Annotated in this window: 13 protein-coding genes; 7 read left to right on the top strand and 6 right to left on the bottom strand. The window is 72.3% G+C overall.

Annotated features, from left to right (window positions below; all coding sequences use genetic code 11):
* The first annotated feature begins 26 nt into the window (after nt 1-26).
* Entirely contained in the window at nt 27-920 is an 894-nt protein-coding gene (locus M8C17_RS24810; protein WP_308209588.1) for a LysR substrate-binding domain-containing protein, read from the top strand.
* A gap of 82 nt (nt 921-1,002) precedes the next feature.
* Nucleotides 1,003-3,567, top strand: a complete 2,565-nt coding sequence (gene valS, locus M8C17_RS24805) for a valine--tRNA ligase (RefSeq protein WP_252418967.1) — start codon at nt 1,003-1,005, stop codon at nt 3,565-3,567.
* A gap of 48 nt (nt 3,568-3,615) precedes the next feature.
* On the opposite strand, the gene M8C17_RS24800 is transcribed toward valS, so the two are convergent.
* From M8C17_RS24800 to M8C17_RS24780, 5 genes are all read right to left on the bottom strand, one after another.
* Nucleotides 3,616-4,260 (bottom strand): hypothetical protein, encoded by a 645-nt coding sequence (locus M8C17_RS24800; protein ID WP_252418966.1) that lies wholly within the window; start codon nt 4,258-4,260, stop codon nt 3,616-3,618.
* A gap of 93 nt (nt 4,261-4,353) precedes the next feature.
* Nucleotides 4,354-5,064, bottom strand: a complete 711-nt coding sequence (locus M8C17_RS24795; RefSeq protein WP_252418965.1) for an ABC transporter permease subunit — start codon at nt 5,062-5,064, stop codon at nt 4,354-4,356.
* 1 nt (nt 5,065) lies between these two features.
* Nucleotides 5,066-5,977: an ABC transporter ATP-binding protein gene (locus M8C17_RS24790; protein ID WP_252418964.1), complete on the bottom strand. Its 912-nt coding sequence runs from the start codon at nt 5,975-5,977 to the stop codon at nt 5,066-5,068.
* Nucleotides 5,977-6,882 (bottom strand): ABC transporter permease, encoded by a 906-nt coding sequence (locus tag M8C17_RS24785; RefSeq protein ID WP_252418963.1) that lies wholly within the window; start codon nt 6,880-6,882, stop codon nt 5,977-5,979. The genes M8C17_RS24790 and M8C17_RS24785 overlap by 1 nt, the downstream gene beginning before the upstream one ends.
* Entirely contained in the window at nt 6,875-7,789 is a 915-nt protein-coding gene (locus tag M8C17_RS24780; RefSeq protein WP_252418962.1) for an ABC transporter ATP-binding protein, read from the bottom strand. Before M8C17_RS24780 ends, M8C17_RS24785 begins: the two co-directional genes overlap by 8 nt.
* Before the next feature lie 228 nt (nt 7,790-8,017).
* Here M8C17_RS24780 and M8C17_RS24775 point away from each other — a divergent pair, with 228 nt between their 5' ends.
* The 4 genes from M8C17_RS24775 (at nt 8,018) to galT (ending at nt 13,162) form a co-directional block, all read left to right on the top strand.
* On the top strand, nt 8,018-9,532 hold the full coding sequence (locus M8C17_RS24775; protein ID WP_252419086.1) for a glycosyltransferase family 2 protein: 1,515 nt from the start codon (nt 8,018-8,020) through the stop codon (nt 9,530-9,532).
* A gap of 88 nt (nt 9,533-9,620) precedes the next feature.
* Nucleotides 9,621-11,150: an adenylyl-sulfate kinase gene (gene cysC, locus M8C17_RS24770; protein WP_252418961.1), complete on the top strand. Its 1,530-nt coding sequence runs from the start codon at nt 9,621-9,623 to the stop codon at nt 11,148-11,150.
* A gap of 113 nt (nt 11,151-11,263) precedes the next feature.
* Nucleotides 11,264-12,073, top strand: a complete 810-nt coding sequence (locus M8C17_RS24765) for a DeoR/GlpR family DNA-binding transcription regulator (RefSeq protein ID WP_252418960.1) — start codon at nt 11,264-11,266, stop codon at nt 12,071-12,073.
* Between the two features lie 12 nt (nt 12,074-12,085).
* Entirely contained in the window at nt 12,086-13,162 is a 1,077-nt protein-coding gene (gene galT / locus M8C17_RS24760; RefSeq protein WP_252418959.1) for a galactose-1-phosphate uridylyltransferase, read from the top strand.
* A 271-nt stretch (nt 13,163-13,433) separates the two neighbouring features.
* Here the strand turns inward: galT and M8C17_RS24755 are convergent, their stop codons facing one another.
* Nucleotides 13,434-14,651 carry an NADP-dependent isocitrate dehydrogenase gene (locus tag M8C17_RS24755; RefSeq protein ID WP_252418958.1) on the bottom strand — a complete coding sequence of 406 codons (1,218 nt, stop codon included), beginning with the start codon at nt 14,649-14,651 and terminating at the stop codon, nt 13,434-13,436.
* 142 nt (nt 14,652-14,793) lie between these two features.
* Between M8C17_RS24755 and M8C17_RS24750 the strand changes: the two genes are divergently transcribed.
* Nucleotides 14,794-15,663, top strand: a complete 870-nt coding sequence (locus M8C17_RS24750; protein WP_252418957.1) for an MBL fold metallo-hydrolase — start codon at nt 14,794-14,796, stop codon at nt 15,661-15,663.
* The last annotated feature ends 11 nt before the right edge of the window (nt 15,664-15,674 follow it).

The following is a 15,674-nucleotide window of genomic DNA, read 5'->3' as shown; positions in this document are numbered from 1 at the left end:
GGCTGTGATACCCGTAGGGTATTGCCGTGAGCGCCGATGTCGACCTGCGGAAACTGCGCTACTTCCTGGCGGTCGCCGAGCACCTGCACTTCGGCCGGGCCGCCGCGGAGCTGCGCATCGCCCAACCGGTGCTGTCCCGGCAGATCCGGGCGTTGGAGCGTGAGCTGGGCGCGCAGCTCCTGCACCGGGACCAGCGCCGCACCGAGCTGACGGCGGCCGGCGAGCAGCTACGCGCGGACGGGTCGGTGCTGCTGGCCCGGGCCGGTGCGCTACGCCGCCGGGTGCTCAGCACCGCCCGGGGTGGCGCCCGCACCTTCCGGATCGGGTTCATGCCCGGCCTCATCGTCACCGCCGAGGTACGCGCGCTGCGCGAGGCCAACCCGGGCCTGGAGGTCGAGGTGGTCCGCACCGGATGGGACGACCAGACCGAGGTGATCCGGGACGGACGGGTCGACGCCGGGTACGTCCGGCTGCCGCTGGACCCGCGCGACCTCGCCCTGGAGCCGCTCTTCGACGAGCCACGGGTCGTCGTCGTTCCGGCCGACCACCGGCTGGCCGGCAAGCAGCGGGTGAGCATCCACGACCTGGCCGACGAGCACCTGCTCCAGGACCCCGGGGCGGTGCCGGAGTGGCGGGACGTCGCCACCGAACTGCGGGCCGGCGAGCGCCTGCCGGAACGGTCCGTGCGGACCGTCGAGGAGAAGCTGGAGTACGTCGCCGCCGGGCGCGGCGTGGTCGTCCTGCCGCTGTCCACCGCGCTCTTCTACAGCCGTCCCGACGTGCGGCACACCCTGATCGCCGACATCGGCCCCAACCGGGTCTGCGTGGCCTGGGCGGCGGACAGTCGCAGCGACCTGATCCGCCAGTTGACCGCGATCGCCCACCGGCTTCATCCGGAGCCGCCGGCCGACGACCGCTAGCAGGCAGTCGGTCCCGGACTGGCCGTCGTGTCCCGGCCGCAACTGCGTGGCCCGGCACCCCTGCGGTGCCTACGATCGCAGGATGACCGATACGGCGAGGACGGCCCGCGCCGGCGTCCCCGAGCGTCCGACCCTGGACGGGCTCGAGGAGACCTGGGCGCGCCGCTGGCAGGAGGAGGGCACGTACGCGTTCGACCGCTCGAAGCAGCGGGCGGACGTGTACGCGATCGACACCCCGCCGCCGACCGTATCGGGCGAGCTGCACATGGGACACGTCTTCTCGTACACGCACACCGACACCACGGCCCGGTACCAGCGGATGCGCGGCAAGGCCGTCTTCTACCCGATGGGGTGGGACGACAACGGCCTGCCCACCGAGCGCCGGGTGCAGAACGTGTACGGGGTGCTCTGCGACCCGGCGCTGCCGTACGACCCGGTGTGGCGGCCACCGGCGGCGCCGGTCGACGAGGCGGCACGGCGCAACCCCACCCCGATCTCGCGGCGCAACTTCATCGAGTTGTGCGAGCGGCTGACCGTCGCCGACGAGCAGGTCTTCGAGGCGCTCTGGCGGCGACTCGGGCTGTCGGTGGACTGGTCGCTGACGTACACCACGATCGGCCGGGTCGCCCGCGCGACCAGCCAGCGGGCGTTCGTGCGCAACCTGCTCCGGGGTGAGGCGTACCAGTCGGAGGCGCCGACGCTGTGGGACGTCGGGTTCGGCACCGCGGTCGCCCAGGCGGAGCTGGAGGACCGGGAGCGCCCCGGTGCCTACCACCGGCTGCGGTTCACCGGGCCGAACGGGCGCGAGGTGCTCATCGACACCACCCGGCCGGAGCTGCTGCCGGCCTGCGTGGCACTGGTCTGCCACCCCGACGACGAGCGGTACGCCGACCTGGTGGGTGGCACGGCGCGCAGCCCGCTGTTCGACGTCGAGGTGCCGGTGCACGCCCATCCGCTCGCCGACCCGGGCAAGGGCACCGGGATCGCGATGGTCTGCACGTTCGGCGACCTGGCCGACGTGACCTGGTGGCGCGAGCTGCGGCTGGACACCCGGGTCGTGATCGGCCGGGATGGTCGGCTGCTCCCCGAGCCGCCGGCCGGTGTGCCGGCGCAGCCGTACGCGGCACTGGCCGGGCAGACCGTCAACGCCGCACGCCGGACGATCGTCGGGATGCTGGCCGACGCGGGTGACCTGATCGGCGAGCCGCGCCCGATCACGCACCCGGTCAAGTTCTACGAGCGCGGCGACCGGCCGCTGGAGATCGTCTCGACCCGGCAGTGGTACGTGCGCAACGGCGGTCGGGACGACGCGCTGCGGGCGACGCTGCTGGCCCGGGGCGAGGAGCTGAACTGGGTGCCGGCACACATGAAGCACCGCTACGACCACTGGGTGGCCGGCCTGACCGGTGACTGGCTGGTCAGCCGGCAACGCTTCTTCGGGGTGCCGGTGCCGGTGTGGTACCGGCTCGACAACGCTGGCGAGCCGGACTGGTCCCACCCTCTCACGCCGGACGAGTCCGCGCTGCCGGTCGATCCGTCCAGCGACCCGGCGCCCGGCTACGACGAGTCGCAGCGTGGCCAGCCGGGCGGCTTCGTCGGCGACCCGGACGTGCTGGACACCTGGGCCACCTCGTCGCTGACCCCGCAGATCGTCGGCGGCTGGGAGACCGACCCGGACCTGTTCGCCCGGGTCTTCCCGATGGACCTCCGCCCGCAGGGGCAGGAGATCATCCGAACCTGGCTCTTCGACAGCGTGGTCCGTTCGCACTTCGAGCACGACGTGCTGCCCTGGCGGGACACCGTGCTCTCCGGCTGGATCCTCGACCCGGACCACAAGAAGATGGCCAAGTCCAAGGGCAACGTGGTGACCCCCCTGGCGTTGCTGGAGCAGCACGGCTCGGACGCGGTGCGCTACTGGGCGGCCAGCGGCAAGCCCGGCATGGACCTGGCGTTCGACCCGGCGCAGATCAAGGTCGGTCGTCGGCTGGCCACCAAGCTGCTCAACGCGTCGAAGTTCGCGCTCGGGCTGGGCGCGGCGGACGCGCTGCGCACCCCCGCGACAGCCCCGCTGGACCGGGCCATGCTCGCCGAACTGTCCACCGTCGTCACCGCGGCGGGCTCCGCCTTCGACTCGTACGACCACACGGCGGCATTGCAGGTGACCGAGGCGTTCTTCTGGCGGTTCTGCGACGACTACATCGAGTTGGTCAAGGAGCGCGCGTACGGCACCGGAGCGGCCGCCGACTCGGCACGGGCCGCGCTGGCCTCCGCCCTGTCGGTGCAGTTGCGCCTGTTCGCCCCGGTGCTGCCGTACGTCACCGAGGAGATCTGGTCCTGGTGGCGCTACGGCTCGGTGCACCAGGCGCCGTGGCCCACCACCTACGAGGTGGCCCGGACGATCGAGGGGACGGGCGACCCGACGCTGCTGCGGCTGGCCGGCGACGCGCTGAGCCAGGTGCGTCGGGCCAAGTCGGAGCGGAAGCTGTCGATGAAGGCGGAGGTGCCGCTGGCCGAGGCACTCGGGCCGGCGGCACTGCTGGAGCAGCTCACCCTGGTCGCCGACGACCTGCGCGCGGCCGGCCGGATCGGCAAGCTCGACCTGCTCCCCGACCGCACCCCGGAACTGGTCATCGCCTGCGCCTTCTGACCCCCGCCGCCGCCATCCGCACCGCAGGGGTGGCGGCGGGCGGTTCGGTCACCAACCGCGCAGGAAGCGCAGGCCGACCAGGATCGCGACCACCGCCGGCCCGACCAGCAGGGTGATCGCCTGGAGCCGGTACTGCATCCGGTGCCGGGTCAGCTCGACCGCGTTGCCGAGCACGATCGCCCCGGCCAGCATCATGAACCCGCCCCACCAGCCGGTCTTCAGGTGGATCAGATCCGCCCGGATCAGTTGCAGGGTCACCCCGACCAGCGCGCCGGTGAGCGCGAGCAGGGCCACCGCCCGGTGCAGGCCGCGGGCCAGCGGGTGGGCCGCGCGCCACAGGTAGGTGCCGGCGACGGCCAGGCAGGGCAGCACCACCAGCACCGGCCAGCCCCGGCTCATCACGCCGAACATCAGCAGCGCGCCCACCGCGAACACGAGCGTGCCGACGGAGGCGATGACGAACCCGGCGAAGGCCCGACCGCCGCGCCGGGCCAGCAGCGGCCCACCGCTGGCCGCGATCAGCGCGCCCGGGATCAGGACGAACCCCGCCCACCAGTGGAACCGTCCGCTGCCCTGGGCGGCCGTCGCGACCGTGGCGCAGGCCAGCCCGGCGACCGCCAGGCTGGTCAACCAGGGCCGGCTGCTTCGGGAGTACGGCTCAGCCAACGACGTCCGCTCCGCTTCGACGCTCACGCCCACCAGCGTGGCCCGTGGCACCCCCGCCGGTACATCCGGCCAGCCCTACCGGCTGGCTGCGGCTGGCCGGATCAGCGGCTGGCACCGGGCTCAGCTCGTCTCGCCGGCCACGCTGAACGAGCGCAGACGATCGACGGCCAGCACCGTGAAGCCGATGCTGACCAGCGCGGTCATCACCGACGCCACCGGCACCGAGACGGTGGTCTCCAGCAACCCGGTGGGTGCGATCCGGTCGGCGAGGGCGATCACGTACTGCTGGATGGAGAGCACCTTGGTGCCGCTGACGAAGTTGCCCAGCAGCCCCTCCCAGATCAGCACGTAGACCAGGCCGAGCAGCACCGGCCGCCGGGTGACCAGGCTGAGCGCGAGGAACAGCGCCGAGTACGCCAGCGCGCCGAGCGCCGCCGCGACCGCCAGCGCCAGTCCGAGGCGTACCGAATCGGCGAGCACGCCCGCGACGTAGAGCGGCACCGCGACGGTGACCGCGGTGACCCCGGCGGCGACCGCGAGCTTCGGCAGCACGATCTGCCAGCGCGGCAGCGGCTTGGTCAGGATGTGCACCACCGTGCCGTCGTCGATCTCGGCGCCCAGCACGCCCGTGCCGATGATCAGCGCGACCACCGGCAGCACCACGGCCAGCCCGAGGCCGACCAGCACCGGCGGCCCCCACTCGCCCGGGTCCACCCCCAGCGACCGGCAGAGCACGGCCAGCCCGAGCAGCACCAACGGCAGCGGGAGCAGCAGCAGGAACCGGCGCCGGCCGAACAGCCCGCGTGCGGTGATCCAGGTAACGGTCGACATGTCAGGCCTCCACCAGGTAGGAGAAGACGCTCTCCAGGGACTCGTCGGACGGCACCAGCTGGCGCACCCGGATGCCTTGCTTGAGCGCGATCCGGGGTAGCGCCCGGGTGAAGGCGCCGTAGTCACCGGCCCGCACGGTCAGGCCGGTCGGGTCCAACTCGACCCCACTGACCGACGGCTCGGCGATCAGCGCGACGGCCAGCGCCCGGTCGTCGGTGGAACGTACGGCGAACACGTGCGGGCGATTGGTCATCAGCCGGCGGATGGTCCGGAAGTCGCCGGAGGCCGCCAACCGCCCGGCCACCATCACCTGCACCGTCCCGGAGACCTGCTCGACCTCCTCCAGGATGTGCGAGCTGAACAGGATCGTCCGACCGGCGTCACCCAGGGTGTGCAGCAGCTGCATCATGTGCAGCCGCTGGCGCGGGTCCATCCCGTTGAACGGCTCGTCGAGCAACAGCACCTGCGGGTCGTGCACCAACGCGGCGGCAACCCGGGCCCGCTGCCGCATGCCCTTGGAGTACGTGCCGATCCGGCGGTCCTGCGCCGACTCCAGCTCCACCAGATCGATCGCCCGCCGGGCCGCCGCCGCCGGGTCGGCCAGCCGGTGCAGCTTCGCGCTGGCCAGCACGAACTCGTACGCGGTGAGGAAACCCTGCACCGCCTCCCGTTCACTGACCAGCCCCAGCCGCCGGTAGACGTCGGGGTTACGCCAGGTCGGCTCGTCGTCGAGGGTGACCGTGCCGCGCGACGGGGCGAGGAACCCGGCCATCATGTGCAGCAGCGTGGTCTTGCCGGCGCCGTTCGGGCCGAGCAGCCCCGTCACGCCCGGCCCCAGGGCCATGCTGATGTCGTTGACCGCGACCACGTTGCCGTACCACCGGGACACCCCGGTCAGGCTCAGCGTGCTCATCAGGAGGCGACCTTCCGGTAGCGAGCCAGCAGGAGGGCGGTGGCGCCGGCGACCAACAGCACCGCGGCCAGGGCGTAGACCGGGCCGAACCCGCCGATCATCATCTCGCCCGGATCGCCCTCGACCAGCAGGTCACCCAGCGACCAGATGCCCACCCCCTGCACCAGCGTGGAGGGCGAGGCGAGCCCGGCCAGCTCGTTGGCGGCGCGCGACGGCAGGATGCTCAGCACCCCGACGATCGGGGTGGTCATCAGGAAGACCGCCACCACCCCACCGGCGGCGAAGGCGCGCTTGCCGGTCAGCGAGGCGACCAGCAGCCCGACCGAGGCGAAGACCACCGCCCACAGCCCGGCGTAGAGCAGCCCGGGCAGCAGGTCGAGCAGCTCGTTCCACACCCCGCGCATGCCCTGCTTGGTGGTGAATGCGGCACCCAGGAACATCAGCAACTGCGGTCCGCCGAGCAGTAGCCAGAGGGCGGTGACCAGCGCCAGCAGCTTGGCCAGCGCGTAGTCGGCACGCGGCAGCGGCCGGGAGAAGTACAGCGGCAGCACACCGCTGCGCAGGTCCCGGGAGACCAGCTCCGGAGCGACGACCGCGACGAAGAAGATGACAAGCCAGCTCATCGCGTCGGCGAACTGGGCGTACGTGGCGACCGGCTCGCCGATCTGGCTGCGTACGGCGGCCAGGGCCACCGCGACCAGGGAGACGATGCCGACCACCAGCCACGGGAAGATCTTGGCCTTGGCGCTGCGCCCGAACCCGAACGCGGTGCGCAGACCGTGCAGGTACAGCGCGCCGAAGACCTGTCGGCGGCCCAGCCGCAGGCCCTGGTAGCGCTGGTAGCCGATGTCGTGGATGACGCCGGTCGGCGCGGGGCGCACGGCGGCTGCGGTCGACTCAGGCATGAGTGAGCTCCCTCGTGGCGAAGAGTTCGGCCACCCGGTGCCGGCGCTGGTCCAGTCGGTGCAGTGGCAGGTCCAGTTCGGCGACCGCACCGAGGATCAGGTCGTAGGTGCCGTCGTCGGCGAGCGGCACGAGGAGCAGTCTCCCGTCCCGGGCGACCGGCAGTTTCAGTTCGGCGAGCCGGGCGGCGAGTTCCTCGGTGCCTTCGCTGACCTCCACGGCGAGCACGTCGGTGGCCGAGGTCATCGCGGAGATGTGGTCGGCGCGCAGTAACTTGCCGCCGTCGATGGCGATCAGCGTGTCGCAGATCCGCTCGACCTCGCCCAGCAGGTGCGAGCAGACCAGCACGGAGATGCCGAACTCGGTGCCGATCCGGTGCACCAGCGCCAGCATGGCGTCCCGGCCGGCCGGGTCCAGGCCGTTGGTGGGCTCGTCGAGCAGCAGCAGGTCCGGGTCGTGCACGAGCGCCTGGGCCAGCTTGACCCGTTGCTTCATGCCGGTGGAGTAGCCGCCGACCGGGCGGTAGCGCTCCTCGTAGAGCCCGACGTGCCGCAACGCCTCCGAGGCCCGCTCCCGGGCCGCGGTGCGGGGCAGACCGCTCATCCGGCCGAGGTGGGTGACCAGCTCGGCGGCGGACAGGTCCGGTGGGAGGCAGTCGTGCTCCGGCATGTAGCCGACCCGGTTGCGGACGGCCGCCGGGTCTGCGGTCGGGTCGATGCCGAGCACCGAGACCTGACCGCTGGTTGGTGCGATCAGGCCGAGCAGAATCTTGATCAACGTGGATTTGCCGGCGCCGTTCGCGCCCACCAGGCCGATGATCCCGGGCTCGACGGCGACGGTGAGGTCGGCCAGCGCGGTGACCCGACCTCCGTACGTCTTGGTGAGCGACTGGGTCGCGATCAGTGTCACGGTGCCCAGCGTAGGGAGTCGATGGCCACCGCGGACACCGGCGCGCCCCCGGCACTCCCCTGATCCTGTGTACGACGAACCCCTAGGGTCCGTCGACGACGTTTGCGCCGGTCGGTGGTTTCGCCGTACCCCGCCGCCGGAATCGTCCATCGAAGATGGCACCATTCACTCTCCGTTCACCGGGCAGTGTTCCGGGGATATCCGGCCGCCGACGCGGGAGGGATCGTGATGGTCGAGGTGGGCGTCCCCAAGGTGAGTGTGGTGGTGCCGGCGTACAACTGCGGCCGGCACATCGAGAAGCTCGTCGCCTCGCTGCTGCGCCAGTCGTTGCCCGCCAGCGAGTTCGAGGCGATCTTCGTCGACGACGGCTCGACCGACGACACGGGCGAACGGTTGGACCGGCTGGCTGCCGCGCACCCGCACATCACGGTGCTGCACACCGAGAACTCGGGCTGGCCGTCGCGCCCGCGCAACCTGGGCATCGAACGGGCCCGCGGCGAGTACGTCTTCTTCGCCGACGACGACGACTGGTTCGCCGACCAGGCACTGGAACGGCTCTACGAGTGCGCGAAGACGTACGACGCGGACATCGTGATCGGGAAGATGGCCGGGCACGGGCGCGGTGTGCCCCGTGAGCTGTTCCGCAAGAACCGCTTCAACGCCACCCTGGAGAACGCCCCGCTGATCGACAGCCTGACCTGCCACAAGCTGTTCCGCCGGTCGTTCCTCAACGAGCACGGGCTGCGGTTCCCGGAGGGCGGCAAGCGGCGCCTGGAGGACCATTCCCTGGTGGTGCGGGCCTACTTCCTGTCCCGGCGCACCTCCGTGCTGTCCGACTACACCTGCTACCACCACGCGCAGCGGGGCGACGCGCGCAACGTCACCGCGGCCCGGCTGGACCCTTCGAGCTACTTCGCCAGCGTCCGCGACGCGCTGGACATCGTTGACGCCAACACCGAACCCGGTCCGCTGCGGGACCGGCTGCACCGGCGGTGGCTGCGTAACGAGATGCTCAACCGGTTGCGCGGCAAGCGACTGCTGGCCGCCCCCGAGGACTGGCTGGAGCAGGTCGCGCTGGAGAGCCAGAAGGTCATCCAGGACCGGTTCGCCCCCGGCGTCGCCGCGGGTCTGCCGCCGATGCAACGGGCCGTGGCGTACCTGACGGAGCGGGGCCGGGTCGCGGACCTGCGCCGGCTGGCCCGTTGGGAGGCCGGCATCGCCGCGCACGGCAGGATCGAGGACCACCAACTGGCCGACCGTTCCGTCACGGTGACCGTCGCCGCGGAACTGCGCTCGGCGGACCGGCCGATCTCGTTCCGTACCGACGACGGCCGGGACGTGCTGGTGCTGCCGGTGGACGAGATCGCCCCCGAGGTGCTCGACTCCACCGCCCAGGTGCGCAAGGCCCGGCTGGACGTGGTCGCCCGCCGCCGGGAGACCGGGGACGAGATCTTCCTGCCTGTGCAGTTCAGCACCGAACGTGTCGCCGACCCGACCGAGGCGGACACCGTGCACCTGGTGCACCGGGCCACCACCACGATCGACTTCGGCGCCCTCAACGGCGGCCGCACCCGGGGCAGCTGGCTCCTCAAGGCACGGGTCACCAACGCCGGCTGGACCGAGGACGCCCAGCTACCGATGCTGTTCGTCTGCCGGGCCGACGGTGCGCCGCCCCGGATCCGTGACGAGCGGATGCCCTGGAACTGGCTGCGGTCGGCGGTGGGTCGCCGGATCCGCCGCTGATCCGCCCGCCCCGGTCGTGGAGTGGCACCCTCGACCGATCGGCGGTCGGCTGCGAAACTGTGTGCCGGTCAGCGAGTGGGGGGTGTGGATGAGCAACGGCTGGGTGCTGCCCGACGAGGTGCTCCGGGACGCGCCGGCGTACACGCCGCGTCCCGGTGAGCTCGCGGATCTGGAGCTGCTGCTGACCGGCGCGTACGCCCCCCTGACCGGCTTCATGACCCGCGCCGACCTGGTGTCGGTCAGCCGGCGCAGTCGGCTGGCCGACGGCACGTCGTGGCAGGTCGCCGTGACCCTCCAGGTGCCGGCCGCGCTGGCGCAGAGCTTCGATCCGCGTGACCCGGCCCGCCGGGCGCTGGTGCTGACCGACGGCGAGGGCGCGCCGGCGGCCGCCCTCGACGTGGCCGACGTCTGGCCGGTCCGCGACGGCGTGGCCGGGGTGGGCGGCCAGGTCCGGCGGTTGGGCGACGGCGGCCACGGCCCGTTCCAGCGGCTGCGCCGCAGCCCGGAGGAGGTCCGCGCGCTGCTGCCCCCGGGCCGGGTGCTCGGGGTGATCGCCGACCGGCCCCTGCACCGGCCCCAGCTCGCCCAGATCGCCCACGCCGCCCGCACCCTGGCCGCGCACCTGCTGGTGATGATCCCGGTGGGTGAGGGTGGCGCCGGCGGCCTCCCGCCGGAGGCGCTGGTGCGCAGCATCTTCGCCGCCCGGGACCGGATGCCCCCGGCCACCCTGGTGGCGGTGCCGCTGTCGCACCGGCGGGACGAGATCAGCGACGCGCTGCTGCGCGCCCGGGTCTCCGCCGCGTACGGGGTGACCCACCTGCTCTCCACCGGCGAGATGCTCTCCGGTGCCGGGCTGCGCGTGCTCGTGCCGCGTGAGCTGGCGTACGACAACCGGGACGGGCAGTGGCGCTGGCGGGAGGACATCCCGCCGCGCAACCGCCGTCTCGCGCTGACGCAGGAGGAGATCGACGACCTGCTGGACCGGGGCTTCCCGCTGCCGGAGTGGCACACGCCGCCGGCGGTGGCGAAGGAGCTGGCGCGGGCCCGGCCGCCCCGTCGGCACCGGGGTCTGGTGGTCTTCCTGACCGGCCTCTCCGGCTCCGGCAAGTCGACCATCGCCCGAGGGCTGGCGGACGCGTTGCGGGAGAGCGGCGACCGGACGGTGACCCTGCTCGACGGGGACGTGGTGCGCCGGGAACTCTCCGCCGGGCTGGGCTTCAGCAAGGCCGACCGGGATCTCAACGTCCGACGGATCGGCTGGGTGGCGGCCGAGATCGCCCGGCACCGCGGGGTGGGCATCTGCTGCCCGATCGCCCCGTACGCGGCGGCCCGCGCCACGGCGCGGGAGATGGCCCTGGCCGCCGGGGCGGGTTTCGTGCTGGTGCACGTCGCCACCCCGCTGGACGTGTGCGAGCAGCGGGACCGCAAGGGCCTGTACGCGCGTGCCCGGGCCGGGCTGCTCACCGGCATGACCGGCATCGACGACCCGTACGAGGTGCCGACCGACGCCGACCTGGTCGTGGACACCACCGACCTGAGCGTGCCGGAGGCGGTGCAGGCCGTGCTGCACCACCTGACCGAGACCGGCTGGGTGGAGCTGAAGGTCCCGTCGGCCTGAGGCGTCGCCGTACCCCCGTTCCTTCCACCGCTGCGGGCTACGCGCTAGTGTTCATTCTTGTTGGAACACGTTTGACCGCGTGAGAGTACGTGGACCCCCGGGGAGGCACGGCGATGCTCGCTCAGCAGCGGCAGGCGGCCATCCTGGAGCGGGTCCGGTCGACCGGCGGCGTCCGGGTGACCGAGCTGGCCGCCGAGTTCGGCGTCTCCGACATGACCATCCGGCGCGACCTGGAGGCGTTGCACGAACGCGGCCTGCTGGCCAAGGTGCACGGTGGCGCCACGGCGGCCGGCCCGAGCTCGACCGACGAACCGGGCTTCCACGCCAAGTCGGTCCGCCAGCTGCCGGAGAAGGCCGCCATCGCCGACCGGGCGGCCCAGCTCGTCCGGCCGGGCGCGGCGGTCGCGCTCTCCGCCGGCACCACCACCGCGGAACTCGCCCGCAGGCTGGTGGACGTGCCCGGCCTGACCGTGGTGACCAACTCGCTGCCGGTGGCCGAGATCCTGCACGCCGGCGGCCGGCCGGACCAGACCGTGGTGCTCACCGGCGGCGTACGCACACCGTCGGACGCGCTGGTCGGCCCCCTCGCGGTCGCCGCCGTCCGGGCACTGCACCTGGACCTGCTCTTCCTCGGCGTGCACGGCATCACGGAGCGGGCCGGCTTCACCACCCCGAACCTGATGGAGGCGGAAATCGACCGCGCGCTGGTCGCGGCGGCGGACCGGCTGGTGGTGCTCGCCGACCACACCAAGTGGGGCACGGTCGGCATCTCGTCGATCGTCGAGCTGGCCGCGGCGCACCTACTGGTCAGCGACGACCGGTTGCCTCCGCCCGCACGACGGGTACTCGGTGAACAGGTGGGCGAATTGATCATGGTGAAGGCGACAGGGGCGGGCCGCGTGACCGGCACGCCGAACGAGTGAGGGGACGGCGCCGTGAAGCGCACCGCCATCGACCTGGCCGACGGCCGGGAGCTGATCTACTTCGACGAGCGCGACGACGCCGTCCGCGACCAGCCCGACCGGCGGGACCTGCCTCCGCCGCCTCCCGCCTCCCAGCTGCGCTACGACCCGCTGACCGACGAGTGGGTCGCGGTCGCCGTGCACCGGCAGACCCGCACCTTCCTCCCGCCGGCCAACGAGTGCCCCCTCGACCCGTCGGTGGGTGACCGGCTGACCGAGATACCGGCCCCCGACTACGACGTGGTGGTCTTCGAGAACCGGTTCCCGTCGCTGAGCGGCCGGGTGGCCGACGAGCCCGGGCAGATCACGCCGTTCACGCCGGTCCGGCCGGGCCTCGGCCGCTGCGAGGTGGTCTGCTTCACCTCCGACCACAACGCCTCCTTCGCCAGCCTCCCCCCGCGCCGGGTCCGCACCGTGCTGGACGCGCTCGCCGACCGGACCGAGGTGCTCGGTGAGCTGCCCGGCGTGGAGCAGGTGTTCTGCTTCGAGAACCGGGGCGTCGAGATCGGCGTCACGCTGCACCACCCGCACGGGCAGATCTACGCGTACCCCTTCGTGACGCCGCGCACCCGGGCGCTGCTGGCCGCGGCACGCCGGCACGCCAAGCGGACCGGCGGCGGCAACCTGTACGCGGACGTGCTGGCCGCCGAGCGGTCCGCCGGCGACCGGGTGGTCGTCGAGAACGAGCACTGGACGGCGTTCGTCCCGGCGGCGGCCCGCTGGCCGTTCGAGGTGCACGTGGCGCCGCACCGCGTGGTGCCGGACATTCCGGCGCTCAGCGACAGCGAGCGGGACGCCTTCGGGCCGCTGTACCTGGATCTGCTGCGCCGCTTCGACGGCCTGTTCGACATGCCGATGCCGTACATCTCGGCGTGGCACCAGGCGCCGGTGCGGATCGACCGCGAGCTGGGCCACCTGCACCTTCAGCTGTTCAGCATCCGGCGGGCCAAGGACAAGCTGAAGTACCTGGCGGGCTCCGAGTCCGGGATGGGTGTCTTCATCAACGACATCTCGCCCGAGCGGGCCGCCGACCTCCTGCGCGCCGCCTGAGCCGGGGCGGGAGACAGGGCGCGGGGGGCCCGGGACAGGGCCCCCCGCAGGGAAGGGACGGCTGGCTGTGCACGACACAGCCGGGAAGGCTGGCTGATCGGCACGCATGCCGCGGTCGACCGCGGTCAACCTTCCTGGACGCGACTGGCATCTCGTCCATCCTGGTCAACGAGGCGCGCCGGTCGCGGTGACGCGGGCGGCGTGTCGACCCGGGACACACCGGAGCCCGCCGGCGGGTGCCGACGGGCTCCGGTACTGCGGTACGCCTGGATCAGGCGGCGATCTTGCGAGCGAGGTTCTCGTCGAGCGCGTTCATGAACTCGTCGGTGGTCAGCCACGGGGCGTCGCGCGAGATGAGCAGCGCGAGGTCCTTGGTCATCTGGCCGCCCTCGACGGTGTCGACGATGACCTGCTCCAGGGTGTTGGCGAACTCGGTCACCGCCGGCGTGCCGTCCAGCTTGCCCCGGTGGGCGAGGCCCCGGGTCCAGGCGTAGATCGACGCGATCGGGTTGGTCGAGGTCTTCTCGCCCTTCTGGTACTGCCGGTAGTGCCGGGTGACGGTGCCGTGCGCGGCCTCCGCCTCGACGGTACGGCCGTCCGGGGAGAGCAGGACCGAGGTCATCAGACCCAGCGAGCCGAAGCCCTGCGCGACGGTGTCGGACTGCACGTCGCCGTCGTAGTTCTTGCAGGCCCAGACGTAGCCGCCCTCCCACTTGAGCGCGGCGGCGACCATGTCGTCGATCAGCCGGTGCTCGTAGGTGATGCCGGCGGCGTCGAACTCGGCCTTGAACTCGTTCTCGAACACCTCGGCGAAGATGTCCTTGAACCGGCCGTCGTACGCCTTGAGGATGGTGTTCTTGGTGGACAGGTAGACCGGGTAGTTGCGGTCCAGGCCGTACCGGAACGAGGCCCGGGCGAAGTCCCGGATCGACTCGTCGTAGTTGTACATGCCCATGGCGATGCCGCCGCCCGGGAAGTTGGCGACCTCCATCTCCATCGGCGCGCCGCCGTCGGCGGGGGTGTAGGTGATAGTCACCGTGCCCGGGCCGGGGACGACGAAGTCGGTGGCCTTGTACTGGTCACCGTGGGCGTGCCGGCCGATGATGATCGGCTTGGTCCAGCCGGGGACCAGCCGCGGCACGTTGGACATGATGATCGGCTCGCGGAAGACGACGCCGCCGAGGATGTTGCGGATGGTGCCGTTGGGCGACCGCCACATCTTCTTCAGGCCGAACTCCTCGACCCGGGCCTCGTCCGGGGTGATGGTCGCGCACTTGACGCCGACGCCGTGCTCCTTGATGGCGTTGGCGGCGTCGACGGTGACCTGGTCGTCGGTCTCGTCGCGGTGCTGGATCGACAGGTCGTAGTAGTGCAGGTCGACGTCGAGGTAGGGCAGGATCAGCTGCTCCCGGATCTGCTTCCAGATGATCCGGGTCATCTCGTCGCCGTCGAGCTCCACGACCGGGTTGTTTACCTTGATCTTCGCCATCGGCCGGCGCTCCTCTCGGGGGACACGTGCTCAAGCCAAGCAGTACGAGCGTACTGGAAACGGGCCGGCAGCTCCCAGCCGGCCTCGACCGGCCGGCGGAACCGGGCTGCACGGCGCAGAAGTTCCCTGACATCATCGCCCGATGCCACTGAGCCGCACCCTCGGGTCTATCACGGTCACCGCGCTCACCGACGGGGAGGGGGCCTTCTTCCAGCCCCGGACGGAGGCGTTCCCGCACGCCACGGCGGCGCACTGGCGGGAGGCCGACCGGCGCGACCCCTCCTCGGTGACCGCCGACGGGCAGTGGTGGCTGCCGTTCCGCAGCTTCGCGATCCGCGCCGGTGACGGGCCGGTCACCCTGGTCGACGCCGGGATCGGTCCGGCCGACGCGCCCGCCGCGAGCTGGGCACCCGTCCCCGGCAGGCTGCCCGCCGAACTCGCGGCCGCCGGGATCGACCCGGACGACGTCGACACGGTCGTCCTGACCCACCTGCACAGCGACCACATCGGCTGGGCGGTCACCGGCACGCCGGCGCAGCCGTACTTCCCGAACGCGAGCTACCTGGTGCAGCGCGCCGAGCTGGACGCGGCGGAGACGATCAACCCGGGGCTGCCGGCCGGCCTGGTCGCGCCGTTGCGCGCCACCGGCCAGCTCCGGCTGGTCGACGGCGAGACCACCCTCACCCCGTCGGTACGCCTACTGCCCACCCCGGGGCACACCCCCGGCCACCAGTCGGTCCTCCTGACGTCGGCAGACGAACGCATGCTGCTCACCGGCGACCTGCTGGTGCACATCGTGCAACTGATAGATCCCAACCTGGCCTACGCCCACGAGGTGGACCCGAATCTCGCCCGCCTCTCGCGGACAGAAGCCCTCCAGACCCACTCCCCCACCCTCCTGGCCACCCCCCACCTAAGCACCCCCTTCATCCCCTGGCCCAGCCCCAGCCCCGGCCCCGGCCCCGGCCCCGGCCCCGCTGATCATGAAGTTGTTGCCGCGACCCGCCGATGAAACCGGCAACA

Origin of the sequence: Micromonospora sp. RHAY321 (genome assembly GCF_023896955.1) — a bacterium.
GTDB lineage: Bacteria > Actinomycetota > Actinomycetes > Mycobacteriales > Micromonosporaceae > Micromonospora.
The sequence above is the reverse complement of the archived record's forward strand: the minus strand, read 5'-3'. Positions and strand labels throughout refer to the sequence as shown.

What these genes read in the sequence shown, in the direction of transcription:
- M8C17_RS24765 (WP_252418960.1), top strand. Translation starts at nt 11,264, where the DNA reads ATGCTCGCTCAGCAGCGGCAGGCGGCCATCCTGGAGCGGGTCCGGTCG.
- M8C17_RS24755 (WP_252418958.1), bottom strand. Translation starts at nt 14,651, where the DNA reads ATGGCGAAGATCAAGGTAAACAACCCGGTCGTGGAGCTCGACGGCGAC.
- M8C17_RS24790 (WP_252418964.1), bottom strand. Translation starts at nt 5,977, where the DNA reads ATGAGCACGCTGAGCCTGACCGGGGTGTCCCGGTGGTACGGCAACGTG.
- cysC (WP_252418961.1), top strand. Translation starts at nt 9,621, where the DNA reads ATGAGCAACGGCTGGGTGCTGCCCGACGAGGTGCTCCGGGACGCGCCG.
- M8C17_RS24775 (WP_252419086.1), top strand. Translation starts at nt 8,018, where the DNA reads ATGGTCGAGGTGGGCGTCCCCAAGGTGAGTGTGGTGGTGCCGGCGTAC.
- M8C17_RS24785 (WP_252418963.1), bottom strand. Translation starts at nt 6,882, where the DNA reads ATGCCTGAGTCGACCGCAGCCGCCGTGCGCCCCGCGCCGACCGGCGTC.
- valS (WP_252418967.1), top strand. Translation starts at nt 1,003, where the DNA reads ATGACCGATACGGCGAGGACGGCCCGCGCCGGCGTCCCCGAGCGTCCG.
- M8C17_RS24795 (WP_252418965.1), bottom strand. Translation starts at nt 5,064, where the DNA reads ATGTCGACCGTTACCTGGATCACCGCACGCGGGCTGTTCGGCCGGCGC.
- M8C17_RS24750 (WP_252418957.1), top strand. Translation starts at nt 14,794, where the DNA reads ATGCCACTGAGCCGCACCCTCGGGTCTATCACGGTCACCGCGCTCACC.